The organism is Silanimonas sp. (genome assembly GCF_027530345.1).
Lineage (GTDB): Bacteria > Pseudomonadota > Gammaproteobacteria > Xanthomonadales > Xanthomonadaceae > Silanimonas.
Genome location: NZ_JAPZQK010000008.1, coordinates 140,098 through 165,343, shown reverse-complemented (window position 1 = coordinate 165,343; position 25,246 = coordinate 140,098). Strand labels below are relative to the sequence as shown.

The 25,246-nt window shown below is 70.3% G+C and carries 18 protein-coding genes; 12 read left to right on the top strand and 6 right to left on the bottom strand.

Translation table 11 applies throughout. From position 1 onward, the window contains the following. Nucleotides 1-210: 210 nt before the first annotated feature. On the bottom strand, nucleotides 211-1,293 hold the full coding sequence (gene rsgA, locus O9255_RS05300; protein WP_297865802.1) for a ribosome small subunit-dependent GTPase A: 1,083 nt from the start codon (nucleotides 1,291-1,293) through the stop codon (nucleotides 211-213). Nucleotides 1,294-1,330: 37 nt separating this feature from the next. On the opposite strand from rsgA, the gene O9255_RS05295 reads away from it, so the two are divergent. Next, nucleotides 1,331-1,741: a DUF4345 domain-containing protein gene (locus O9255_RS05295; RefSeq protein ID WP_297865801.1), complete on the top strand. Its 411-nt coding sequence runs from the start codon at nucleotides 1,331-1,333 to the stop codon at nucleotides 1,739-1,741. Nucleotides 1,742-1,751: 10 nt separating this feature from the next. On the opposite strand, the gene O9255_RS05290 is transcribed toward O9255_RS05295, so the two are convergent. Together O9255_RS05290 and O9255_RS05285 are read right to left on the bottom strand one after the other, a co-directional pair. Then, nucleotides 1,752-2,636 (bottom strand): hypothetical protein, encoded by an 885-nt coding sequence (locus O9255_RS05290; protein WP_297865800.1) that lies wholly within the window; start codon nucleotides 2,634-2,636, stop codon nucleotides 1,752-1,754. Between the two features lie 104 nt (nucleotides 2,637-2,740). Beyond that, nucleotides 2,741-2,926 (bottom strand): hypothetical protein, encoded by a 186-nt coding sequence (locus O9255_RS05285; protein WP_297865799.1) that lies wholly within the window; start codon nucleotides 2,924-2,926, stop codon nucleotides 2,741-2,743. A gap of 237 nt (nucleotides 2,927-3,163) precedes the next feature. On the opposite strand from O9255_RS05285, the gene O9255_RS05280 reads away from it, so the two are divergent. Together O9255_RS05280 and O9255_RS05275 are read left to right on the top strand one after the other, a co-directional pair. Next, entirely contained in the window at nucleotides 3,164-4,408 is a 1,245-nt protein-coding gene (locus O9255_RS05280; protein ID WP_297865798.1) for an aminotransferase class I/II-fold pyridoxal phosphate-dependent enzyme, read from the top strand. A gap of 4 nt (nucleotides 4,409-4,412) precedes the next feature. Beyond that, entirely contained in the window at nucleotides 4,413-5,039 is a 627-nt protein-coding gene (locus O9255_RS05275) for a GDSL-type esterase/lipase family protein (protein ID WP_297865797.1), read from the top strand. Nucleotides 5,040-5,049: 10 nt separating this feature from the next. Here the strand turns inward: O9255_RS05275 and O9255_RS05270 are convergent, their stop codons facing one another. Then, nucleotides 5,050-5,616 carry a GNAT family N-acetyltransferase gene (locus O9255_RS05270; RefSeq protein WP_297865796.1) on the bottom strand — a complete coding sequence of 189 codons (567 nt, stop codon included), beginning with the start codon at nucleotides 5,614-5,616 and terminating at the stop codon, nucleotides 5,050-5,052. Between the two features lie 194 nt (nucleotides 5,617-5,810). Between O9255_RS05270 and gltB the strand changes: the two genes are divergently transcribed. The 4 genes from gltB to O9255_RS05250 all read left to right on the top strand — a co-directional run bounded on the left by gltB (nucleotide 5,811) and on the right by O9255_RS05250 (nucleotide 13,180). Then, nucleotides 5,811-10,283 carry a glutamate synthase large subunit gene (gene gltB / locus O9255_RS05265; RefSeq protein ID WP_297865795.1) on the top strand — a complete coding sequence of 1,491 codons (4,473 nt, stop codon included), beginning with the start codon at nucleotides 5,811-5,813 and terminating at the stop codon, nucleotides 10,281-10,283. After that, nucleotides 10,283-11,698 carry an FAD-dependent oxidoreductase gene (locus O9255_RS05260; RefSeq protein ID WP_297865794.1) on the top strand — a complete coding sequence of 472 codons (1,416 nt, stop codon included), beginning with the start codon at nucleotides 10,283-10,285 and terminating at the stop codon, nucleotides 11,696-11,698. The genes gltB and O9255_RS05260 overlap by 1 nt, the downstream gene beginning before the upstream one ends. A gap of 51 nt (nucleotides 11,699-11,749) precedes the next feature. Then, on the top strand, nucleotides 11,750-12,676 hold the full coding sequence (gene grxD / locus O9255_RS05255; protein WP_297865793.1) for a Grx4 family monothiol glutaredoxin: 927 nt from the start codon (nucleotides 11,750-11,752) through the stop codon (nucleotides 12,674-12,676). 198 nt (nucleotides 12,677-12,874) lie between these two features. Then, on the top strand, nucleotides 12,875-13,180 hold the full coding sequence (locus O9255_RS05250) for a hypothetical protein (RefSeq protein ID WP_297865792.1): 306 nt from the start codon (nucleotides 12,875-12,877) through the stop codon (nucleotides 13,178-13,180). Nucleotides 13,181-13,219: 39 nt separating this feature from the next. Here the strand turns inward: O9255_RS05250 and O9255_RS05245 are convergent, their stop codons facing one another. Further along, nucleotides 13,220-13,993, bottom strand: a complete 774-nt coding sequence (locus O9255_RS05245) for an AMP nucleosidase (RefSeq protein ID WP_297865791.1) — start codon at nucleotides 13,991-13,993, stop codon at nucleotides 13,220-13,222. Between the two features lie 139 nt (nucleotides 13,994-14,132). Here O9255_RS05245 and O9255_RS05240 point away from each other — a divergent pair, with 139 nt between their 5' ends. Both O9255_RS05240 and O9255_RS05235 read left to right on the top strand, forming a co-directional pair. Then, nucleotides 14,133-15,494 carry an amidohydrolase gene (locus O9255_RS05240; RefSeq protein WP_297865790.1) on the top strand — a complete coding sequence of 454 codons (1,362 nt, stop codon included), beginning with the start codon at nucleotides 14,133-14,135 and terminating at the stop codon, nucleotides 15,492-15,494. Next, the gene (locus O9255_RS05235) at nucleotides 15,494-16,804 is read left to right on the top strand and encodes an amidohydrolase family protein (protein WP_297865789.1); all 1,311 of its coding nucleotides are present in this window, start codon (nucleotides 15,494-15,496) and stop codon (nucleotides 16,802-16,804) included. The genes O9255_RS05240 and O9255_RS05235 overlap by 1 nt, the downstream gene beginning before the upstream one ends. A 316-nt stretch (nucleotides 16,805-17,120) precedes the next feature. Here the strand turns inward: O9255_RS05235 and O9255_RS05230 are convergent, their stop codons facing one another. Continuing rightward, nucleotides 17,121-18,434: a hypothetical protein gene (locus O9255_RS05230; RefSeq protein ID WP_297865788.1), complete on the bottom strand. Its 1,314-nt coding sequence runs from the start codon at nucleotides 18,432-18,434 to the stop codon at nucleotides 17,121-17,123. Nucleotides 18,435-18,586: 152 nt separating this feature from the next. Between O9255_RS05230 and O9255_RS05225 the strand changes: the two genes are divergently transcribed. The 3 genes from O9255_RS05225 to O9255_RS05215 are packed head-to-tail and all read left to right on the top strand — an operon-like array spanning nucleotide 18,587 to nucleotide 25,243. After that, nucleotides 18,587-20,854, top strand: coding sequence for a TonB-dependent receptor (locus O9255_RS05225; protein ID WP_297865787.1), 2,268 nt, complete (start codon nucleotides 18,587-18,589; stop codon nucleotides 20,852-20,854). Between the two features lie 8 nt (nucleotides 20,855-20,862). Then, nucleotides 20,863-21,885: a PHB depolymerase family esterase gene (locus O9255_RS05220; RefSeq protein WP_297865786.1), complete on the top strand. Its 1,023-nt coding sequence runs from the start codon at nucleotides 20,863-20,865 to the stop codon at nucleotides 21,883-21,885. A gap of 37 nt (nucleotides 21,886-21,922) precedes the next feature. Continuing rightward, nucleotides 21,923-25,243 (top strand): PAS-domain containing protein, encoded by a 3,321-nt coding sequence (locus O9255_RS05215; RefSeq protein WP_297865785.1) that lies wholly within the window; start codon nucleotides 21,923-21,925, stop codon nucleotides 25,241-25,243. The last annotated feature ends 3 nt before the right edge of the window (nucleotides 25,244-25,246 follow it).

Here is a 25,246-nt window from a genome sequence, read left to right as displayed (position 1 = left end):
CGGCGGAGGTCGTCGAGGCGAGGCGCGGGCACGAGGCGATTAAGGAGCCCAGGCCGGATCATCAGGCGTCAGCCCGGAGGGCGGCGCATGGATGCGCCGCCGCTCGAGGTACAGGGACGTACCCTTCGAGCGGGCCGCCGGGCAGAACGCCAAGAGGGTGACGGGGCGGGCCAGCCGAGTGCACGCGCCTCGCGTCGACGCAAATTCGGCTCAGCGCCGGCCGTACTTGTCCTTCAGGCGGGCGTGGAAGCCCTTGTGGGCCTGCTTGGTCTCGGCCCGGCGTGCAGCCAGCGTGGTCGCCGCGGCGTCGCGCTCGTCGCGCAGCTTCACGTAGTGCGCCCAGCGGGCCTCGTCGAGCTCGTCGGCCTCGAGCGCCGCCTGGACGGCGCAGCCGGGTTCGTTGAGGTGGGCGCAGTCGCGGAAGCGGCACTGCGTGGCGAGGGCCTCGATGTCCTCGAAGACCTTGTCGGCCAGGTCCTCCTCACCGACCAGCTTCAGCTCGCGCATGCCGGGCGTGTCGATCAGGCAGCCGCCCTGCGGCAGCGGGATCAGCACGCGCGACGTCGTGGTGTGGCGGCCGCGGGAATCGGTCTCGCGCACTTCGGCCGTCTTCATCTTCTCGCGGCCGAGCAGCGTGTTCGTCAGGGTGGACTTGCCGGCGCCGGAGCTGCCCACCAGCACGCAGCTGAGGCCCGCGCCGAGGTAGGGCTGCAGGACGGCGGCGCTGGCCGCGTCCTTGCCGTTGACGATGTGCAGCGGGAAGCCGGCATCGACCAGCGGTTGCAGCAGCTCGGCGGCGTCACCGGCGAGCTCGCCCGCGAGGTCGGCCTTCGACAGCACCAGCACCGGCTGCGCGCCACTGGCCTGCACCAGCAGCAGGTACCGCTCGATGCGGCGCGGATTGAAGTCACCATCGAGGCCGGTGACCACCAGCACGTGGTCGATGTTCGCGGCGATCGGCTGCTGCTGGTAGTGCTCGCCGGCGGCGGCGCGGCGAAGCAGCGCGTGGCGGGGCAACAGGTGGGTGATGGCCTCGCCCTTGGCGTCCAGCAGCACCCAGTCGCCGACCACGGCGCGGTCCTCGGCGCGGAAGCGCGGGCGCGTCCACGCGGCCGGCGGCTGCACGCGCCGCGCCTCGTCCAGCGTCGTCGCGACCACGTAGGCGTTGCGGTGCTGTCCCACCACGCGGGCCAGCGCAGCCCGCGGCAGCTCGGCCAAGGCGAGCGCGGCGGGCGCGTCGTCGCGCCAGCCCATCGGCCGCACGGCGGCGAAATCGTCGGGGGTCCACGTCATCGCGCGGAGTGTACGCGTGCGCTGCGACCCTCGCCCCATGAACGCCTTCCGCATCGCTGTGCTCGCCCTCGCCGGCCTCGGCTTCCTCGGCTTCGGCCTGTGGTTCCTCGTCGACCCCATCGGCCCCTTGGCCGCCATCGGCATCACCGCGACCGGCGCGCCGGCGGCGACCGAGTTCCGCGCCTTCTACGGCGGGCTGGAGGTGGGCCTCGGCGCGCTGATGCTGGTGGCGGCTGCGAAGCCGGACTGGCGTTCGGCCGGGCTTTGGCTGGTGATCGCCACCAATGGCGGCATCGCCGCCGGGCGCCTGATCGGCGTGGCCATCGACGGGGTCTGGGTGCCCTTCTTCACCTACGCGCTGGTGTGGGAAGTGGGTTTCGCCGCGCTGGCGGCGCTTGGCTTGCGACAGGCTGCCGGCGAGCGTCCGAGGACCGCTGTGGACCGATGACCTGCGCCGGTCACCGCGCCTCCCGGGTGCGTCGCAGCAGATGGAACGATCCCCCCGCGAAATCGCTGAGCCTTGCGACCTTGCCCGAACCCACCGACTCCACCCAGGGCTCGCACCCCAGTGCATCGGCCAAGATGTTCAGCAGGTGCTGGCCGGACTGGTAGCGGCGCTGCCACTCCGCCCGCCCGATTTCCGCCTCGATGCGACGAACCACCGCGACACCCGGCGCATAACCCGGTGTATCGTCCTCGGGATCTGCAGAGATGCGGCCGCGGAGCGCCCGTGACTTCGCCACGTCAAGCGAGCCCCAGGTCACCAAGGTCGCGTAGGCATCGGCGGGCCATTCGTTGTGCGACACATTCATGAGGTAGACCCGCTCTGTCGGCGAGAGCCGGTTGATGGCGTGGCGAACGCGCAGGCATGCCACTTCGCTGGTGTGTGTCATGGCTGCCTGCACGTCCTCCGAAAACGCCGCCATGCCCAACAGCTCAGCGTCTGGCGGCCAGGGAGAAAGCGCGTTCATCGGGATGCGGGCCGTCATTCTCTGGATGACCAGATGGAAGGCTTCATGGTGGGCGACGTATCGCGCCACATCGTCAGGCGCCAGGGATGCCGCGGGCGCCATCAGCACAACCGGCTCGCCACACAGAAGGCCCAGAAACAGGGGGGGCGTGATCTGCCGTTTGCCCGGCTGTGGCAGGCAGGTCACCTCGATGCTGTCCCCCACGACAAAGCGCACCGATTCATGCGACCCCGGCCATCGCGTGGGCGAAGGATCCACCCACGCCGCGCGATCAATACCGACCATGAAATCGTGGCGCGCGGTCGTATGGGCCGCCGACCAGCATGGCCCGGCCACCATCGCAAGGAACCCGGCGAAAAACCGCCATCCCATAGAGATCTCCTTCGGCGCTCAACCGCGCCCGAGGCCAACACTGCCCAATGATCGGATCACTCGTCGAGGTGCGCTTCGCTGGGATCAGCCGCCCTCACGGGCGGCTACTCCGCCTTCCGGAAGTGGAAGATCCAGCCGCGACGGCAGACCGCATCGGCGATCATGACCGCAGCGATGACACCGAAGCCGGTCGCGGCGTAGCCATGCAGTCCGAGCTCCAGCGTAATGCTGGTGGACGCCACCGCCGCTGGGACAATCAGCGGAATGCGTCCGACCAGCGAGGGCTTCATGCGCCCGAAGCAGTGAGGGCAGACCCAGTGCCCCACCTCGCTGTGGGCGCGACGGATCTGTTCTGAGCCCAGCGCGACGCGACACCAGGGACAACGAGCCAATGCCTTCATCCTTGGGTTCCCAACGCCGCCTTCGTTCCGGCCGAGAACCCTGCGCAGGCCGGGCTCAAGGCGGCGTGAGTGCCCGGAAACGCCTGCTCGGGGTAGGCTTGCGGCTTTTCCACCTCCCCTACGCCCATGCTGTCGAACACCCTGCCAACCCGCGAGCGCCTGCGCGAAGTCCGCTACGAGATCCGCGGCGACCTCGCCCGCCGCGCCCGCGAGCTCGAAGGCCACGGCCACAAGCTCATCAAGCTGAACATCGGCAACCCGGGCGCCTTCGGCTTCCGCGCGCCCGAGCACCTGCAGCGCGCCATCGCCGACCACATCCACGACACCGACCCGTACACGCACCAGCAGGGCCTGCCGCAGGCGCGCGAAGCGCTGGCCGCGCACTACAAAGCCCGCGGCACGCCGCACGTCACGCCGGAGCGCATCTTCGTCGGCAATGGCGTCTCGGAGTTGATCGACATCGCCCTGCGCGCCCTGCTGAACCTCGGCGACGAAGTATTGCTGCCCAGCCCGGACTACCCGCTGTGGAGCGCCGCGACCATCCTCAACGACGGCATCCCGCGCTATTACAGCTGCCGCGCCGAGAACGGCTTCCTGCCCGATCCGGAAGAAATCGAGCGGATGATCGGGCCGAAGACGCGCGCGCTGGTGCTGATCAACCCGAACAACCCGACCGGCGCGAGCTACCCGAAGCCGCTGCTGGAAAAGCTGGTCGCGATCGCGGCGAAGTACCGCCTGCTGCTGATGGCCGACGAGATCTACGACGGCATCCTCTACGACGACAACACCTTCCAGCCGCTGGCCCCTCTGGCCGGCGACGTGCCCTGCCTGACCTTCAGCGGCCTGTCGAAGGTGCATCGCGCCTGCGGCTGGCGCGTGGGATGGGCAGTGCTGTCCGGTGATCCGCTCCGCACCGGCGACTACCACCACGCACTCGATCTGCTCGGTGCGCTGCGCCTTTGCGCCAACGTGCCGGGCCAGTTCGCCATCGAAGCGGCGCTGAAGGGCGGCGACACCATCACCGAACTCACTGCGCCGGGCGGCCGCCTGCACGCCTCGCGCCAGGCCGTGCTGGATGCGGTCGCCAAAAGCGCCTTCCTGTCGGTGGTCGCGCCGCAAGGCGCGCTGTACGCCTTTCCGAGGATCGACACCGCGCGTCTGCCGGAATTCGACGACTACCGCTTCGCGCTTGACCTGCTCGAAACCGAGCACGTGCTGATCGTGCCGGGCAGCAGCTTCAACGTGCCCTACCGCGACCACTTCCGCGTGACCCTGCTGCCGCAGGCCGACGAGATCAGCGAGGTGTTCCGCCGCATCGAACGCTCGCTGTCGCAGTACGCCGACCGCGGCGGCGCACGGCAGAGCGCCTGAGCCCATGCGTCGCGGCTTCCTCGCCCTGGGCGACAGCTACACCATCGGCGAAGGCGTGCCCGAGGCCAGCCGCTGGCCGGTGCAGCTCGCAGCCCTTCTGCACGCGCGCGGCATCTCGCTCGACGCGCCGCGAATCATCGCCAACACCGGCTGGACCACCGACGAGTTGGACGCGGGCATCGACGCCGCCCACGCCGCCGCGCCGATCGCCACCGACCACGCCCTCGTGTCGCTGCTGATCGGCGTGAACAACCAGTACCGCGGCCGGCCGCTCGCCGAATACGAGGTGCAGTTCGCTGGCCTGCTCGAACGCGCCATCGAGTTCGCCGGTGGCGAGCCGGGGCGGGTGATCGTGCTCGCCATCCCCGATTGGGGCGTCACGCCCTTCGCCATCCAGTCCGGCCGCGACCGCGCGCAGATCGCCACGCAGCTCGACGCCTTCAACCTCGCGGCGCAACGCATGACCGAAGCCCGCGGTGCGCGCTTCGTCGACACCGCGCCGGTGAGCCGCGAGCGCGGCGGCGAGGTGGCGATGCTGGCCGAGGATGGGCTGCATCCGTCCGGTGCGATGTATGCGCTGTGGGCGGAGGCGGCCCTGGATTCAGCCGAAAACGCGATCGGAGCGCGCTGAGCGGTCCCCTTCAGATCGGGCGAGCCATGACCAGGTCGCGATGCAGATCGCGGCCCAAGGGAAACACCTGTTCGCCCACTTCGACGAAGCCGCACTTCGCATAGAAGGCGATCGCGCGCAGGTTCCGCTCCCACACGCCGAGCCAGAGCGCCGCCGTGCCGTGCCCGCGCGCCGAGTCGATGCAGGCGTCCATCAGCAGGGCGGCCACACCCTTGCCGTGGAAGCGTGCGTCCACGTAAAGGCGCTGCACCTCGCAGGCTGACGCCGCCCGGACACAGCTCGGCCGCACGCGGATCCGCAGCTGGGCGAACCCCGCGATGGCATCGCCGTCCATGGCCAACCACGTCTCGAGGGATCGGGCAGCGATCTCCTCGCTCTGATGGCGCTCGCCGAACCTCGTCGCGCAGTGACGGTCCATTTCGGCCTCGGTGCTCGCTGCCGAGAAGGCGGCGCGGAACGTCGCTTCAGCGACGCGCGACAGCGCGAGAGCGTCGGAAGCCATGGCACGGCGCAAGGTGATCACGGTGGTCGCGTCCTCGCGGTTCGGTTCGAAGTCGAGGCTAGCAGCGCCGCCCATCCGTTGCACGCGCAACCATCCCGCGCAGTCGCGAGGTGAATACGAATGCAGGGAAACCGCGCGAAGCCGCGCCGTTGCTAGCGTTCGGCTATTCAGTGTTCGATTGAAGTCCCGGCTCTAAACCCGCGTGGTGAAGTCGGGGACCAACCATCGACGCGACGACTGCGAGGGGAGCAGACAGCATGCGCGAGTGCGTGACTTCGACACAGGAGCCGGACCAGCGAACCGACACGGTTCGCGGGCTCCACGATCCGTCCTTCGAACATGACGCCTGCGGCTTCGGCCTCATCGCGTCGCTGGATGGGGTGCCGAAACGCCGCCATGTCGATCTGGCCCTCGATGCGCTGAAGCGCATGTCCCATCGCGGCGCCATCGCCGCGGACGGCGCCTCGGGCGACGGCGCGGGCGTGCTGCTGCAGCGCCCGTCCGCGTGGCTCGCGGCCTGCGCCGCCGATATCGGCGTGGCCCTGCCGCCGCAGTTCGCTTCCGGGCTCGTGTTCCTGCCGCGCGACGTGACGCAGGCGCAGGCTTCCCGGCAGAAGATCTCCGATGCCGCGCGCGAAAGCGGCTTGATCGTCGCCGGTTGGCGCCGCGTACCGCTGAACCTCGACGCCTGCGGGCCGATCGCCGACGCGCGCCGTCCGCACATCGAGCAGCTGTTCGTCGCGCCGGCCGCCACGCTCACCGACGCCGAGTTCCGCCGCGCGCTGTTCGTCGCCCGCCGCCGCGCCGCGCTGGCACTCGGCCACGACGACGCCGGCTACATCGTCACACTGTCGGCCGACAGCTTCGGCTTCAAGGCCATGGTGATCCCGGAGCGACTGCCGCAGCTGTTCCCGGACCTGATGCACCCGGCGATGGCGAGCACCTGCGTCATCGTGCACCAGCGTTTCTCCACCAACACCTCGCCGCGCTGGCCGCTGGCCCAGCCCTTCCGCCACCTCGCGCACAACGGCGAGATCAACACCATCTCCGGCAACCGCGGCTGGGCGCGCGCGCGCCGCGCGCTGTGGAAGGCCGAAGGCCTCGACTTCGCCACGCTCGGCCCGCTGGTGGGGGAGCACGGCTCGGACTCGCAGAGCCTCGACGACATGCTCGAGGTGATGCTGGCCGGCGGCTTCGACGCGCTGGCCGCGCTGCGCATCCTGATCCCGCCGGCGGCGCACACGCTCTCCACGCTCGACCCCGACCTCGCCGCGTTCTACGAGTACTACGCGCTGCACACCGAACCGTGGGACGGCCCGGCCGCCGTCTCGTTCAACGACGGGCGCTACGCCGGCTGCCTGCTCGACCGCAACGGCCTGCGCCCGGCGCGCTGGGCGCGCACCGACGACGCGCTGGTGATCGCCTCCGAGGCCGGCGCCTTCCGCATCGCCGAGGACCAGATCATCGCCAAGGGGCGCCTGGGGCCGGGCGAGATGATCGCCGTGGAACTCGAATCGGGCCGCGTGCTCGACAGCGGCGCCATCGACCGCATCAACGCGGGGCGGCACCCGTTCAAGCGCTGGCTCAAGGACGGCGTCAGCTACCTCGTCTCCGACCTGATCGACCCTGCGCTCGCCGCCGAACCCTTCGACGACCTGGTGCTCGCACGCTTCCAGCGCCGCTTCGGCCTCACGCGCGAGGAGCGCGACGGCATCCTGAAGGTGCTGGCCGAGACCGAGGGCGAAGCCGTGGGCTCGATGGGCGACGACACGCCGCTGCCGGCGATGTCGCAGCGCCTGCGCTCGCTCTACGACAGCTTCCGCCAGGCCTTCGCGCAGGTGACCAACCCGCCGATCGACCCGCTGCGCGAAACGGTGGTGATGTCGCTGGTCACGCAGATCGGTGCGGAGAAGAACGTGTTCGAGGCCAAGCCCGAACACGCTCGGCAGGTGCAGCTGAATTCGCCCCTGCTGTCGCAGCGCAAGCTGCGCGAGCTGCTCGCCCTGCCCGACTACGCCGAGAAGCACGCGCTGCTGCACCTCTACTGCCGCGAGGGCGAGGGCATGGAGGCAGCGATCCGCCGCGTGCGCGACGAAGCGATCACGGCCGTCCAGAACGGCGCGGTGGTGCTGCTGCTCTCCGACCGCTACCCGCCCGACGGCGCGCGCGCCATCCACGCCCTGCTCGCCACCGGCGCCGTGCACCACGGCCTCGTCGACGCCGGCCTGCGCTGCGCCTGCAACCTGATCATCGAGACCGGCACGGTGCGCGACGCGCACCACGTGGCCTGCCTCGTTGGCGTGGGCGCGACCTTCGTCTACCCCTACCTCGCCTATCAGACCCTGCACGCGATGCAGCGCCACGGCCAGCTCACCCTGCCGGGCGATGCGAAGGAACCGGGCCGTCGCTTCCGCCGCGGCGTGAAGAAGGGCCTGCTGAAGATCCTGTCGAAGATGGGCGTGAGCTGCCTGTCGAGCTACCGCGGGGCGCGCCTGTTCGAGATCGTTGGGCTCGCGCCTGAGGTGGTCGCGCTGTGCTTCCCGGGCACGCCGAGCCGCATCGGTGGCGCCGGCTTCGCCGAACTCGACGCCGACGCGGCGGAATTCGCCGAGCTGGCCGCGGACGACGCCGCGCCGCTGGAGATCGGCGGCCTGATGCAGTACCGGCCCGGTGGCGAGTACCACATGGCCAACCCGGACGTGGTCATCGCCCTGCAGCGCGCGGTGATGAGCGAAGCGCCCGAGGACTGGGAGGCCTTCCGCCGTGCCGTGGACGATCGTCCGCCCTCGGCGCTGCGCGACCTGTTCGCCTTGAAGCCGCTGGGCCCCGCCGTGCCGCTCGATGAGGTCGAGCCGGCGAGCGCGATCCTCTCGCGCTTCGATTCGGCCGGCATGAGCCTCGGCGCGCTGTCGCCGGAGGCGCACGAGGCACTGGCCACGGCGATGAACCGCCTCGGCTGCCGCAGCAATTCCGGCGAAGGCGGCGAAGATGCTGCGCGCTACGGGACCGAACGCCGCAGCAAGATCAAGCAGGTGGCATCTGGCCGCTTCGGCGTCACGCCGCACTACCTCGTCAATGCCGAAGTGCTGCAGATCAAGGTGGCCCAGGGCGCGAAGCCCGGCGAAGGCGGCCAGCTGCCCGGCCACAAGGTCGACGCGCTGATCGCGCGGCTGCGCCATGCCAAGCCCGGCATCGGCCTGATCTCGCCGCCGCCGCACCACGACATCTACTCGATCGAAGACCTCGCGCAGCTGATCTACGACCTCAAGCAGATCAACCCCGAGGCGCTGATCTCGGTGAAGCTGGTCGCGCACGCCGGCGTGGGCACGATCGCGGCCGGCGTAGCGAAAGCGCAGGCGGACTTCATCACGATCTCTGGTCATGACGGGGGGACGGGGGCAAGCCCGATCAGCTCGATCCGCTACGCCGGCTCGCCCTGGGAGCTGGGCCTCGCGGAAGCGCAGGAGACGCTGCGCCGCAACGGCCTGCGCGAACGCGTGCGCCTGCAGACCGACGGCGGCCTGAAGACCGGCCTCGACGTCATCAAGGCCACGCTGATGGGCGCCGACAGCTTCGGCTTCGGCACCGTCCCGATGATGGCGCTGGGCTGCAAGTACCTGCGCATCTGCCACCTCAACACCTGCGCCACCGGCGTGGCCACGCAGGAGCCGCGGCTGCGCGCGCAGCACTTCAAGGGCCTGCCCGAGCGCGTCATCGCCTACTTCACCTACCTCGTCGAGGACGTGCGCCGGCATCTCGCGGCGCTCGGTGCGCGCTCGCTGGAGGAACTGATCGGCCGCGCCGACCTGCTGGTCGAGCGCGAGGACGCGCCGCACCGCCAGCAGTTGCTCGACCTGTCGCGCCTGAAAGCGAGTGCATTGCTGCCGGGCCCGGCCTCGCACCGCGCCGCGCCGCCGATTGCCGCACCGCCCAGCCCGCTCGCGCAGCAATTGCTCGACGAAGCCTTCCCGGAGCTCAAGGCCGGCCGCAGCGTGCGTCGCGAGGTACGCATCGACACGCAGGACCGCAGCCTCGGCGCCGGCCTCGCTGGTGCGCTGGCCAAGACCTTCGGCGACGCCGCGCCGCCCGGCACGCTGGAACTGCACTGCCACGGCAGTGCCGGCCAGAGCTTCGGCGCGTTCAATGCGAAGGGCGTGCACCTGCACCTGCATGGCGAAGCCAATGACGGCGTCGGCAAGGGCATGGCCGGCGGCCGTATCGTCATCGCGCCGCCCGCGGGGCATCGCTACACCGCACAGCACGCGACCATTCTTGGGAACGCCGCGCTGTATGGGGCGACCGGCGGCGAGCTCTACGCCGTGGGCCGCGGCGGCGAGCGCTTCGGCGTACGCAATTCCGGCGCCACCACGGTGATCGAAGGCATCGGCGACCACGGCTGCGAGTACATGACCGGCGGCCAGGTGCTCGTGCTCGGCCGCACCGGCCTGAACTTCGGCGCTGGCATGACCGGCGGATTCGCCTACGTGCTCGACATCGATCGCGGTTTCGTCGACCGCTACAACCATGAACTCGTGGACATCCATCGCCTCGAAGCCGAATCGATGGAGAACCACCTGCAGCACCTGCGGAACCTACTACGCACCCACGCGCAGCTGGCCGGCAGCGCACAAGCGCGCGAGCTGCTGGAGGATTTCCGCGAGGTGATCGGCAAGTTCTGGCTGGTGAAGCCGAAGGCCGCGAGCCTCGATTCGCTGGTCGCCGCATTGAAGAGGGCCGCCTGATGCCACGCGCGCAATTCGACTTCCTCGACCTGCCCCGGCAGATGCCGAAGGAACTGGCCATCGCCACGCGGCTGGGCCTCGACGTCGAGATCTACGGCAAGTTCGAACCCGCCGAAGCCAAGGCCCAGGCCGGGCGCTGCCTCGACTGCGGCAACCCCTACTGCAGCAACGGCTGCCCGGTGGGCAACGCCATCCCGCAGTGGCTGGAACTGGTGCGGCAGGGCCGGCTGTTCGAAGCCGCCACGCTGGCGCACGAAACCAACCCGCTGCCGGAGATCTGCGGCCGCGTCTGCCCGCAGGACCGCCTTTGCGAAGGCGCCTGCACGCTGGAGACCGGCTTCGATGCCGTCACCATCGGCAGCATCGAGAAGTACCTCGTCGACGAGGCCTTCAAGCAGGGCTGGCGCCCCGACCTGTCGCGGGTGAAGCCGCGCAAGGAGCGCGTGGCCGTCGTCGGTGCCGGCCCGGCCGGGCTCGCCTGCGCCGACCGCCTCGTGCGCGCCGGCGTGAGCGTCACTGTGTTCGACCGCCATGACGAGATCGGCGGCCTGCTCACCTTCGGCATCCCGCCCTTCAAGCTCGAGAAGTCGGTGATCGCGACGCGTCGGCAGGTGCTCGAAGGCATGGGCGTGCGCTTCCAACTCGCCACCGACGTCGGCCGCGACATCGAGTTCGGCGCGCTGCTGGCCGGACACGACGCGGTGTTCGTCGGCACCGGCGCCACCACGCCGGTCGGCGCCCGCCTGCCCGGGCAATCGCTGCCCGGCGTGCTGCCGGCCCTGCCCTTCCTGATCGCCAACGCGCGCCGCGTGCTCGGCCGCACGCTCGATGCCGACGATGCGGCCATGCTCGACCTCAAGGGCAAGCGCGTGCGCGTGCTGGGCGGCGGCGACACGGCCATGGACTGCGTGCGCACCGCGCGCCGCCTCGGAGCCGCCGAGGTCAGCTGCGTCTACCGCCGCGACGCCGAATCGATGCCGGGCTCGCGCCGCGAGGTGAAGAACGCCCGCGACGAGGGCGTCGAGTTCCTGTTCCACCGCGCCCCGCTGGCCATCGAGGGCGAGGGCCGCGTGCAGGCGCTGCGCGTGGCCCGCACGGAAGCCGCGGGCCGCGGGGCCTTCTCGATCGTCGAAGGCGAATCGGAAACGCTGGCTGCGGACGTGGTGATCCTTGCCTTCGGCTACCGCGCCAGCCCGCCGTCTTGGCTGGCCGAACACGGCGTGCGCCTCGCCGACAGCGGCCTGATCGTGGGCGGCGGCGCCTCCCCGTACCAGACCTCGGTGCCCAAGCTCTGGGCCGGCGGCGACGCGCTGCGCGGCGCCGACTTGGTGGTGACGGCCGTGCGCGATGGTCGCGACGCGGCGGCGGCGATGCTGCGGCAGTTCAAGGGCATCGCCATCCGCACGGCGGCGTGACGGAGGGGCGGCGTACAATGCCGCCCTTCCCGTTTCGACCTCCCGCCCGCCATGAGCCTCTCCGCCGACACCCGCGCCCGCATCGAATCCATCCTCACCTCGCATGAGGTGGTGCTGTTCATGAAGGGCAGCCCGCAGCGTCCGCAGTGCGGGTTCTCGATGAAGGCCTCGAGCATCGTGGGCGGCATCGTCGCCGAGTACGCCCACGTCGACGTGCTGCAGGACCCGGAAATCCGCGAGGGCATCAAGGTCTATGGCCAGTGGCCGACGATCCCGCAGCTCTACGTGAAGGGCGAGCTGGTCGGTGGTTCGGACATCATCGAGCAGATGATGAACTCCGGTGAGCTGCATGCTCTGCTGGGCGGCGCCACGCCGGACCGCACGCCGCCGGCGATCACGATCACCGACGAGGCCGCTGCGCAGATCCGCAAGGCCATGGCCGACCAGGGCGAAGGCCTCGCCCTGCACATGGCGGTCGACGCCAAGTTCAACAGCCGCTTCGAGCTGAAGCCGGCCACCGGGCAGGAAATCAGCGCCAACGCGAACGGCATCACCGTGCACTTCGACCTCGCCAGCGCGCCGCGCGCCAACGGCATCGCCATCGACTGGGTGGACAACGGCGTCCGCGGCGCGGGCCTGTCGATCACCAATCCGAACGCTCCGGCCCAAGTGCGCCCGCTGTCGGTGAAAGACCTTGCCGCGCGGCTCGCCGAGTTCACCGTCATCGACGTGCGCCCGCCGCAGGCCCGCGCCCTGGCCGCATTCCCGGCGTCGCACGCGGTACTCGACGAGACCACGCACGACGACCTCGCGGCGCTGCCGAAGGACACGAAGCTGGCCTTCCTCTGCCACCACGGCAACAGCAGCCGGCAGGCCGCCGAGCACTTCCGGGGCCTCGGCTTCACGCAGATCTACAACGTGGAAGGCGGCATCGACGCCTGGTCGACGGACGTCGACGGCTCGGTCCCCCGCTACTGAGGCGAACGGCCCGCCGGGCGCAAGGCGCCCGGTTCATGGTCAATCCACGTCAACGAAGGGCGACCCGGGCGCGATCCACCCTTCCGTTCATGGCGCGTGTAGAGTTTTTGCGCTAAACAACGGGGTGACGCCCCGAAAAGTCGGGAAAAACCCCGGTGCGGTGGCACGGAGATGGCGATGAATCGTGGAACGTTTTGGATGGTCCCGACGGCGGCCCTCGGCCTGCTGGTCGGTTGTGGCGGCGGCGCCACCCCAGCGGATGTGGCGGCCCAGGCCTGCGACGCGCAGGTGCGCACCCAGCTGGGCGCCAAGCCCTACACGCTGGATCTGGAGATGCTGGCGGAAACGATGAAGGACGACGGCCGCGGCAGTTTCCTGCTCGCCTCGCAGGTCACCGTGGACGCCGGTCTCGCCAGCCAGACGGTGCAGACCCTCGAGTGCACGGTGCGAATGGGTGCCGACAACACCAGCGCCGAAGTCCTCAACGTCCGCTTCATCTGGTGAACCGCGGGGCGGCATGGCCGCCCCTGAGCCCGCCGCGCTTCAGTCGAAGCGCAGGTGCTTCACCGACTTCCCGTGGCGACGCACCAGCTTCAGCGCCTCGATGCCGATCTGGATGTGGCGCTCGACGAAGTTCGCGCTGACCACCTTGTCCGAGGCTTCGGTCTTCACGCCTTCCGGGATCATCGGCTGGTCCGAGACCAGCAGCAGCGCGCCCGAGGGAATGCTGTTGGCGAAGCCGGCGGCGAACACCGTGGCTGTCTCCATGTCGATGGCCATGCAGCGCAGCTTGCGCAGGTATTCCTTGAACGCTTCGTCGTGCTCCCAGACGCGGCGGTTGGTCGTGTAGACCGTGCCCGTCCAGTAGTCGTGCTCGAGGTCGCGGATCATCGTCGACACCGCGCGCTGCAGCGCGAACGCCGGCAGGGCCGGCACTTCCGGCGGCAGGTAGTCGTTGCTGGTGCCCTCGCCGCGGATCGCGGCGATCGGCAACACGAGGTCGCCGAGCTGGTTCTTGCGCTTCAGGCCGCCGCACTTGCCGAGGAACAGCACGGCCTTCGGCGAGATCGCGCTCAGCAGGTCCATCACCGTCGCGGCATTGGCGCTGCCCATGCCGAAGTTGATCATGGTGATGCCGTCGAACGTCGCGCTCGGCATCGGGCGGTCGCGGCCGACGACCTCGGCGCCGGTCAGGCGCGAGAACACGTCGAGGTAGCCGCCGAAGTTGGTCAGCAGCACGTGGGGGCCGAATTCCTCCAAGGGTACGCCGGTGTAGCGCGGCAGCCAGTTGGAGACGATCTCGTTCTTGTCCTTCATGGGTGTCCTTCTCTTCTCGTTCGCCGGGGGATTTTGCCACGCGGGCCGCCCTCGCCCGCGCCGGGAACCATGACCTTCGGCCTAGTTGATGGGCCTTGGGGCCGGGCTAGGGTGTCGGCTTCCCTTGCTGGAGCCCGCGATGCGACCGCTTGATCTCCGAACCACCGCCCTTGCCGCCGCTCTGGCGCTCGGCCTTGGTGCCACCGCCGACGCCCGGGTCACCGTGCTGAAGGACGATCCGTACCCCAGCACCTACGAACGCGTCGCCGCGCCGGACACGCTGATCCGCAACGCCACCGTGCTGGTGGGCGACGGCACCCGGCTGGACAACGCCGACGTGCTGCTGCGCGACGGCAAGGTGGCTCGCGTGGGCCAGGGCCTCGATGCGCCGCGCGATGCGGCGGTGGTCGATGGCACCGGCAAGTGGATCACGCCGGGTCTGATCGACGTGCACTCGCACCTCGGCGTGTACGCCTCGCCGGGCCTCGACGCCCACAGCGACGGCAACGAAATGACCAACCCCGTCACCTCGCAGGTATGGGCCGAGCACGCCGTGTGGCCGCAGGACCCGGGCTTCGGCACGGCGCTCGCCGGCGGCGTCACCTCGATGCTGATCCTGCCGGGCAGCGGCAACCTGATCGGCGGCCGCGGCGTGGTGCTGAAGAACGTGCCCGGCGAGACCTACCAGCAGATGAAGTTCCCCGGCGCGCCGTGGAGCCTGAAGATGGCCTGCGGCGAGAACCCGAAGCGCTTCTATGGTGGGCAGGGCGCCGCACCGATGACCCGCATGGGCAACGTGGCCGGCTACCGCAACGCCTTCATCGATGCCCGCGAGTACCTCGAGAAGCTCGATGGCGACGAACCCCCGAAGCAGGACCTGCGCCTCGAGACGCTGGCCGCGGCGATGAATGGCGAGATCCAGGTGCAGATCCACTGCTACCGCGCCGACGAGATGGCGATCATGCTCGACCTCGCGGAGGAGTTCGATTTCAAGGTGGCCGCGTTCCACCACGGCACCGAGGCCTACAAGATCGCCGACAGCCTCGCCGAGGCCGGCACCTGCGGCGCGCTCTGGGCCGACTGGTGGGGCTTCAAGGCCGAGGCCTATGACGCCGTGCAGGAGAACATCCTGATCGTCGACCGTGCGAACGAAGGCAAGGGCTGCGCGGTGGTGCATTCGGATTCCGCCGAAGGCATCCAGCGCCTCAACCAGGAGGCCGGCAAGGTCATCGGCGTCGGCCGTCGCGCCGGCATCGACATCGCGCCCGAGCACGCGGTGCGCTGGATCACCCAGAACGCCGCGCAGACGCTCGGCATCCAGGAGCAGGTCGGCACGCTTGAGCGCGGCAAGATGGGCGACGTGGTGCTGTGGAACCAGAACCCCTTCAGCGTCTACGCCAAGGCCGAGAAGGTCTGGATCGACGGCGCGCTGATGTTCGACCGCAACGACCCGGCGCTGCAGCCGGTCTCCGACTTCACGCTCGGCCAGGAGCCCCTCTGATGCGCGCCCTCTCCGTCCTCGCCGGCGCCGTCGCGCTGGCCCTCGCCGGCTTCGCTTCCGCGCAGTCGGTCGTCTTCATCGACAACGCCAAGGTCCACACCGCCGGTGCCGCCGGCACGCTGGCCAATGGCGACGTCGTCATCACCAATGGCGTCATCAGCGCCGTCGGCGCCGAACTCACCGCGCCCGCTGGCGCCACGCGCATCGACGCCAAGGGCCAGCCGCTGACGCCGGGCCTGTTCGCCGGCCTCACCGCGCTCGGCCTCGAGGAGATCAGCGCGGAATCCAGCACGGTGCACCAGAACCTCGGCGCCGCGACCCCGCACGTGCACCCGGGCGAGACCCGCTGGCGTCCCGAGTTCGACGTGCTGCCCGCCTACAACCCGCGCTCGCAGGTGATCGGCGTCAACCGCATCGAAGGCCTCACCTTCACCGTACTCGCTCCGGGCGCGCTCGAGGAAGGCAGCTTCGTCGCCGGCCAGGGCGGCGCGGTGCGCTTCGACGGCGGCTTCGACGCCCTCGTGGACGGCAGCCGCAGCCTGTTCGTCGACCTCTCCAATGGCGCCGTGGCCATGTCCGGCGGCAGTCGCGCGGGCCAGTACATGCTGCTCGACCAGGCGATCCGCGAGGCCAAGCCGCCGGCGTCGCCGATGATGATGGTTTCGCCGGGCCACGGCCTGCTGACGCCCGCCGGCCGCGACGCGATGAGCCGCTACCTCCGCGGCGGCCGCGTGGTGTTCACCGTCGACCGCGCCGCCGACATCCGCCAGGTGATCGCGCTGGGCCAGCGCTACGGCTTCCAGCCCGTGATCAACGGCGGTGCCGAAGCGTGGATCGTGGCCAACGAACTGGCCGCGGCGAAGGTGCCGGTACTGCTCGACGCGCTGGTCAACCTGCCGGGCAGCTTCGACCAGCTCGGTGCGCGCCTCGACAACGCCGCCAAGCTGCACGCGGCCGGCGTCACCATCGCCTTCTCGCAGGCCGGCGATGCCACGCACAACGCCCGCAAGATCCGCCAGCTCGCCGGCGTGGCCGCGGCCAATGGCCTGCCGTGGGAGGCCGCGCTCGCGGGGCTCACCTCGGCACCGGCGAAGGTGTTCGGCATCGACGCCAAGATCGGCAGCATCGAAGTCGGCAAGGCCGCCGACCTCGTGCTGTGGAACGGGGATCCGCTCGAAGTGACGACGACCGCCACGCAGGTGTTCGTGGGCGGCCGCGCGGTGCCGATGCAGTCACGGCAGACGCTGCTGCGCGACCGCTACCTCGCGCCAAAGGGCGAGCGTTCGCGGCTGTATCCGACGGGGCGCTGACGCGCCTTCGAGGGCAAGAGCGACGTCTGGAATCTATCGCACACGCCGCACTAGCTGAGTTGGGGCCGCGACACCGGCGCAAGCTTGCGAGCTTTAGCTCGGCCGCGACGGTCGGCATTCGAGGGTCGGCCTGCGGGCGACGCGAATAAGGAGCCCCAGCGCGATGGCCAGGCGATGGCCCGAAGGGCGGCTCAGGGATGAGCCGCCGCTCGAGCGACATGGACGTCGCATTCGAGCGGGCCGCCGGGTCGATCACATTCATGGTGATGGGGCGGGAGAGCGTCGCCCACAGGCCGACCCTCGCAACGCAAACCCGTCACAACCCCAGCGCAAACAGCCCGAGGCAGAGCAGCAACCCGAGGCCCGGCACGATGACCGTCAGGGCGCCCACCGGCAGGTAGGCGTCCTTGTGGGTTTCGCCGCAGATGGCGCGGATGGTCGTGACGACGTAGCCGTTGTGCGGCAGCGAATCCAGCACGCCCGAGCTGATCGCCACGGAGCGGTGCAGCTGGTCCGGATTCACGCCTTGGGCGAGGAAGATCGGCGCGATGATCGGCAGGGCGATGGCCTGGCCGCCCGAGGCCGAGCCGGTCATCGCCGCGATCAGGCTCACCGCAATGGCGGCGGTCGCCACGCCGGAACCCGGCATGTGCGTGATCGCTTCCACGGCCACGCCGAAGGCGGGCGACAGCTTCGCCACGGCACCGAACCCGACCACGGCAGCGGTGTTGCCGATGGCGATCAGGGCTCCGGTGCTGCCCTCGCCGATGGCCTTGCCAGGCTGCCGCAGCGTGCGCAGGCAGAGCAGGCCCACCGCGGCGCAGCCCGAGAGCAGCGCGACGATCAGTGCGGACACGCCGAACGCATCGTGCAGTGCGAAGGACACGCCGAGCACCACCAGCGTGGGCAGCAAGGCGGCCCAGAGCGGCGGGAGGTCGGCGCGCAGCTCTCCGGGATCGCCGTCGCGCGCCACGAAGCCTTCCCCGCGGGCCTTCGCACGCTTCAGCATCCAGCCCAGCCAGAGCTGGCCGACCACCGCCATGAACAGCGCCGTGACGAGGCTGGCCTCCCAGGCCGCCCACGGCGTGGTGCCGAGGTAGGGGATCGGGATCCAGTTCTGGATCTCGGGCGAACCCGCCGAGGTCATGGTGAACGTGACCGATCCGAAGGCGAGCGCCGCAGGGATGAAGCGGCGCGGCAGGTCGGCGGCACGGAACAGGGCGAGCGCCGCCGGGTACACCGAGAAGGCGACGACGAAGAGGCTCACACCGCCGTAGGTGAGGATGGCGCAGGCCAGCACCACGGCCAGCGCCGCGTGCGACGGGCCCAGATGACGCATCACCGCGGTCGCGATCGCGTCGGCGGCACCGCTGTCCTCCATCAGCTTTCCGAAGATGGAGCCGAGCAGGAACATGAAGAACCAGTTGGTCACGAAACCGGTGAAGCCGCCCATGTAGGCACCGACCAGGTTCGGCGCGCCTTCGAGGGCGAGCGGCGGCAGCAGGGCGATTCCGGAGGTCAGCGCAACGATCAGCGCGCACAACGGCGTGGCGACGAACAGGTTCCAACCCCGCATGGTGAGCGCGATCAGCAGGGCGAGGGCGAGGGCGAGGCCGAGGGCGCTCAGCATCGGGAAGGCTCCGGACGGGACGGCGGCAGCATGCGCGGCGGCCTCCGAGGCGCGTGATTGGACGAACGTACAGGTGCCCGCCCCGGGGCCCGGGCCTAGTCTGCTCGGCAACCGCGCCGGGGGGCGCGCTCCACACCTTTAGGGGTACACCGATGTTCCGCAGCGCACTCAGCACCGCCATCCATGCCGCCCTCGTCGCCGGCAGTCTTGCCGCGCCGGCCGTCTTCGCGCAGTCGGCTCCGGCCGAAGACGCGTCGCAAGCGAAGACGCTCGATGCCGTCACCGTCACCGCGCGCAAGCGCGAGGAAACGCTGCAGGAGGTACCGATCGCGGTGACGGCCTTCACGGCGGACGCGCTGGACCGCCTGGGCACGCGCGACATCGCCGACCTCGACGCGCAGGTGCCGAATCTCACGATCTACGCGGCCCGCGGTTCCAGCTCGACGCTGACGACGTTCATCCGCGGCGTCGGCCAGGCGGACCCGCTGTGGGGCGTCGACCCGGGCGTCGGCCTCTACCTCGATGACGTCTATATCGCCCGTCCGCAGGGCGCTCTGCTGGATGTGTTCGACGTCGAGCGCATCGAAGTGCTGCGCGGCCCGCAGGGCACGCTGTACGGCAAGAACACCATCGGTGGCGCCATCAAGTACATCTCGCGCGGCCTGCCCACCGAGTTCGACGGCAGCGCCTCGGTCACCGTCGGCAACTACGGCCAGCTCGACGTCAAGGCCGCCATCGGCGGGCCGATCGCCGCGAACGGTGGCCTTCGCGCCCGCCTCGCGGTCGCCAAGCTCGACCGTGACGGCTTCGGCGAGAACCGCGTCACCGGTGCCGACGTCAGCGACAAGGACGTGTTCGCGGTGCGCGGCCAGCTCGGCGCCTTCGTCAACGACAACCTCGACATCCAGTTCGCCTTCGACATGGTGGACGACCAGAGCGGCGTGCGCGGCGCCCAGATGCTCGAAGCGAACCGCTTCAACGGCGTGTTCTTCCCGGCGCTGGGGGCCTTCCCGCCGCTCGCCGACCGCTACGACGTCCGCAACGGCATGCCGAACGTCAACGACACGACCCTCGAGGGCGCGTCGGCGACGTTGAACTGGCGCGCCACCGAAGACCTCACGCTGAAGTACGTGCTCGCCAAGCGCCAGAGCGACACCGAGACCAACATCGACTTCGACACCACGCCCGCCCAGATCGCCGACGTGAGGGCCCTCTATGCCGACGAGCAGGTGAGCCACGAGCTGCAGGCGAACTGGGACGGCGGTGGCCGCTCGCGCGGCGTGATCGGCCTCTACGCCTTCGATGGCGAGGCCGGCGGCCAAGTGCTCAACAACTTCTTCAACCTGAGCTTCGGCGACACGCAGGGCACGGTGTTCACCGAGAGCGTCGCCCTGTACGCCGACTGGACCTTCGACCTCAGCGAACGGCTGTCGCTGGATGTCGGCGCCCGCTACACCGACGAGGACAAGCGCGCGAAGGTGCTGAACCGCTGCTACACCAGCGCGGCGTTCACCACCCTTCGCGACTGCACGCCGGCGGTGCTCACCGACGACCCGGCCGCGGCGAACTTCGACCGCACCATCAACTTCAAGAACACCTCGCCGAAGATCGCGCTGAACTTCGACGTCAGCGATAACGTGATGGTCTACGGCCTCGCATCGCGCGGCTTCAAGTCCGGCGGCTACAACATCCGCGCCCAGGCCACGCTGGTGCCACGCTCCGCCCTGCCCTTCGACGACGAGGTGGTGGACAGCTTCGAGGTCGGCGCCAAGATGGGCCTGCTCGACCAGCGCCTGTTCCTGAACCTCGCCGCCTTCCACAACAAGTACGAGGACATCCAGCTCTCGGTGTTCACCGCGAATCCGGCGGGCGGCTTCTTCGGCGACTTCACCAACGCCGGCAAGGGCACGGTGCAGGGCCTCGAAGCCGAGTACCAGTGGCTGCTGAGCGATGCCTTCACGGTGAGCGGCAACCTCGCTTGGCTGGACGCCGAGTACGACGAGTTCCTGTTCGCCGGCGTCGACATCGCCAACGAGCAGCAGTTCACGAACGCCCCGGAGTTCTCCGGTGCGATCAACCTCGAGTGGCGCACGGCCGTTGGCGACGCCGGTGAGCTCACCGCACGCGTCGGCTACAGCTACCAGAGCGAGGTGATCGCGACGACCGAGATCATCCGCAGCAACGTGCCGCCGGCGGCACCGTTCGGCCGCCCGCCGATCAGCCAGGACGGCTACGGCCTCGTGACGGCCGGCGTCGTCTGGCAGAGCGGCGGCCCGTGGTCGGTGTCCCTGCAGGGCACCAACCTGACCGACAAGGAATACCTGACGACGGGCTACAACCTCGCGCAGGCCCTGGGCGTCTACACCGGCTTCTACGGCGCGCCGCGCCAGTACAGCCTGTCGGTCCGCTACGACTTCTGAGCGCGTCGATGACCCACCGCCGCCCGCTCGCGATGGCCTTCGCCGTGATGCTCGGAAGCCTCGCGGGCTGCAGCGGCGAACCGGCCCCACCGCTGCCCGCGATCACGCTCGATCCCTCGCGCGTGGCCGTAGCCGGCCTGTCGTCCGGCGCCTACATGGCCACGCAGGTGCACGTCGCGCTGAACACGCGCGTGCACGGTGCGGCGCTCGTGGCCGGCGGGCCCTACGGCTGCGCGCAGGGCCAGCTCGAGACGGCGTTAGGGCCGTGCATGACGGCGCAGCCCGCCCTGCCGGATACGGCGACGCTCGTCGCGAGTGCGAAGCAGCGCGCCGCGGCGGGAACGATCGATCCGCTCTCGGCGTTCGACGGTGATCGCATCCTGGTGATGCACGGCACGCGCGATGCCATCGTCGCGCCGTCGCTCGCTAAGGTGACAGCGGATGTGGTCCGCGCCCTCGCGGGCGATTCGGCCTCGGTGACGCTCGACGACCAGCGGGCCTTCGGCCACGGCTGGCCGACCTTGGATGCCGGTGCCCCGTGCGAGCAGCCCGCTTCCCCGTGGCTGCTCGACTGCGACATCGATGCCGCCGGCGAAGCGATGGATGCGCTGTTCGGCGTCGAAGCTTCACCGCCCAAGGCCGCCGCTGCCACCAGCGACGGCACGTTGGCCCGCTTCGACCAGCGCGAGCTGGCGCCAGAGGGCGCTGCGGGCTTGGCCGATACTGGCTTCGTCTACACACCGAAGGCCTGCGCCGGTGCGGCCTGCGGCGTTCTGGTGGTGTTCCACGGCTGCCAACAGAACGAGGAAATCGTGGGCGAGGCTTTCGTGCGCGAAGCCGGCTTCAACCGCTGGGCCGACGTGTATCGCGTCGTCGTGGTCTATCCTCAGACGCAATCGAGCTACATGCCGCTGAATCCGAAAGCATGCTGGGACTGGTGGGGCTACGGCGGTGCCGACTACGACCTGAAGACCGGCGGGCAGTTCCGCTTCGTCGCGGCCGTGCTCGACCGCCTCGCCGGCACGCGCTGAACACGAACGCCACCTCGCGGCGCGAGGGCCCATCGGCATGTTGAACGAATGGGGCGTGCTGTTGGCCGCGGTGCTGTGGCTGGGCCTGCTGTTCGGCACGGCCGTGTGGGGCGAACGCCATCCGCAGGCGCTGTCGAAGCATTGGGGCGTGGTGTTCTCGCTCTCGCTGGCGGTGTACTGCACCAGCTGGACCTTCTTCGGCACGGTGCAGCAGGCGCGTGATTCCGGCTGGGCGCTGACGCCCACCTTCCTCGGCACGCTGCTGCTTTACGCGCTGGCCTTCCCCGTCGTGCTGAAGCTGTTCCGCCTCGCACGCGAGCTCAACAGCACCTCGCTCGCCGATTTCATCGCCACGCGGCTCGGCCGAAGTTCGGCGCTGGCCGCGACCGTCACCGCCATCGCGGTGATCGGCATGGTTCCCTACCTCGCGCTGCAGCTGAAGGCCGTGGCCATGAGCCATGGCCTCGTGACGCGCGGCAGCGACCTCGCCGCGCCGCCGGAACAGGACAGCGCCCTCTACGTGGCGATCGCGCTCGGGGCATTCGCGATGCTGTTCGGCACGCGCCGGGCCTCGGCCGTCGAGCACAACCGCGGCCTCGTGCTGGCAATGGCGGCGGAATCGCTACTGAAGCTCGCCGCGATGCTCGGCCTCGGACTGTGGCTGCTGATGCGGCCCGGCGGCTGGCCCGACACGCCGCTGCCCCACGTCGAAGGCGGCACCGATGGCTTCCCCGCCCTGGTGCTGCTGGGCGCGCTGGCGATGCTGACACTGCCCCACCAGTTCCACGTCGGCATCGTCGAGGCGCGCGACGAGCGCCACCTTCGAACCGCGCGCTGGCTGTTCCCGCTTTACCTCGTGCTGATCGCGCTGCCGGTGCTGCCGCTGGCGATGGCGGGCGAAGCGACGCTCGGCGCCATGGGCGTACCGGCCGACCTCTACGTGCTGGCCCTGCCTTTGGCCGACGGTGCGCCCGGCATGGCCCTGCTCGCCTTCCTCGGCGGACTGTCGGCGGCGACCGGCATGCTGATCCTCGCGACACTCACGCTGAGCGTGATGATCGGCAATCACTGGGTCACGCCGCTGCGTCTGCGCGGCGGCTGGTATGCCGGCGACAGCGACCTGCGCGGCGCGGTGCTGCGGCAGCGTCGCTTCGCCATCGCTGCGGTGCTGGCGCTGGCCTGGGGCTACAGCCGCGTGCTCGGCGACGACGGCGCGCTCGCCGACCTCGGCGCGCTCTCGTTCTCGGGCCTCGGCACGTTGGCACCGGCCGTCGGATTCGCCCTGTGGCGGCCGCAGACGCCGCCGTGGGCGGTGATCGCCGGTCTTCTGGCGGGCTTCCTCACCTGGGCCTGGGTGCTGCTGCCCGGCGTGGCCGAGCCGATGGGCTTCACGCTCATCGACCGGCACAGCGCGCCCTTCGGATGGGCGTGGCTGTCGCCGCAGGGCCTGTTCGGCCTCGAGGGCTGGAGCCCGCTGAGCCGCGGCGTCGCCGCCAGTCTGCTGGTCGGCACCGCGCTGCCGCTGCTGCTGGCCAGCTGGCGCGGCGCGGCCGACGACCGTCGCGACGGCCCGCTCGATGTCGCAGCGGTGAAGCGTCTGGCCTCGCGCTTCCTGGCCACGGATCGCCTCGACGCCGCGCTCCGCGATGCGCCCGCCACCGGGCTGCTGCCCGCGGCGCAGTTGGCCCGCGTGGAGCGCGAACTGGCCGCCGTCGTCGGCGCCTCCTCCGCGCGCCTGCTGCTCGATGCGCTGCGCCAGCCCAGCGGCCCGGCGCCGGAGCAGGTGGCGGAGCTCGTCGACGAGGCCACGCAGGGCCTGCGCTTCAACCAGCAGCTGCTCGAAGTGGCGCTCGAGCACATGAGCCAAGGCATCAGCGTCGTCGACCGCGACTTGCGTCTGGTGGTGTGGAACCGGCGCTATCGCGAGATCTTCGGCTACCCCGAGGGCCTGCTGCAGGTCGGGCTGCCCGTCGCGGCGCTGGTGGAACACAACCTGCGCCGCGGGCTGACGGGCGATATCGACGTCGCGCACGGCCTCGAGCAGCGCCTCGCGCACATGCGCGCCGGCACGCCGTACTTGAGCGAACGTCGCATCGGCGGCGCGGTCATAGAGATCCGAGGCGAACCGATGCCCGGCGGCGGCTTCGTCGCCACCTTCACCGACGTCACGGTGTTCCGCAGCAGCGAAGATGCCCTGCGCCGCGATGCCGAGACGCTGGAGGCCCGCGTCGGGGAGCGCACGCACGAGCTGGCGGAGGCCAAAGCCGAAGCCGAGCGCGCGAACCAGGCGAAGACGCGCTTCCTCGCCGCCGTGAGCCACGACCTCACGCAGCCGCTGCACGCCGCGCGACTGTTCACCGATGCGCTGGCACAGCGCAGCGAAGACGCAGGCGTCGCACCGCAAGTGGCGCGCATTGCCGGCGCGCTGGAATCCGCGGAAGACCTGCTCGGTGGCCTGCTCGATATCTCACGGCTCGATGCCGGCGGCCTCACAGCCCAGCCCATCGACATGCCGCTGCAGCCGCTGCTCGACGGGCTGGCGCGGGAAGCCGGCGTGATGGCGGAAGCGAAAGGCCTCTCGCTGCGCTGCGTGCCGACGGCCGCCTGGGTGCACAGCGACCCGCAACTGCTGCGCCGCGTGCTGCAGAACTTCCTCGCCAACGCGGTGCGCTACACGTCGCGCGGCGGCATCGTGATCGGCGTGCGTCGACGCGGCAAGGACGCTCTGACCATTGAGGTCTGGGACAGCGGCATCGGCATCGCGCGCGAGCAGCAGCGCCTCGTGTTCGAGGAGTTCCGCCGCCTGCAGCGCGGTGGCCAGGGCCTTGGCCTCGGCCTTGCCATCGCCGACCGTCTCGCGCGCCTGCTCGATGCCCCTCTGGCGCTGCGCTCGCGGCCCGGGCGCGGCAGTGTGTTCGCGATCACCGTTCCCCGCGTCGCCGCGCGATCCACGACGGCCGACGTGGCGACGCGCCCCGCCGAGGCCGCGACCGACCTGCCGCTGCGCGTGCTCGTGGTCGACAACGACACCGTCGTGCTGGAGGCCACGCGCCAGTGGCTCGAAAGCTGGGGGACCACCGTGCACACCGCGACCACGCCTGACGATGCCCTGCGCGCGGCCGCCGCGCTGTCGCCGCAGGCCTGGGTGCTGGATTTCCACCTCGACGACGGCGCCACCGGCGACGCGCTGCACCAGGCCCTGTCGCTGCGTCACCCGCGCGGCATCGGGATCATCGTCAGCGCCGACCACGGTGAGACCGTTCGCCAGGCCGTGCTGGCCGTCGGGGCCACGCCGCTGACCAAACCGTTGAAGCCCTTGCGCCTGAAATCCCTGCTGGCTGCGATGGCGCGAGCCTGAGTC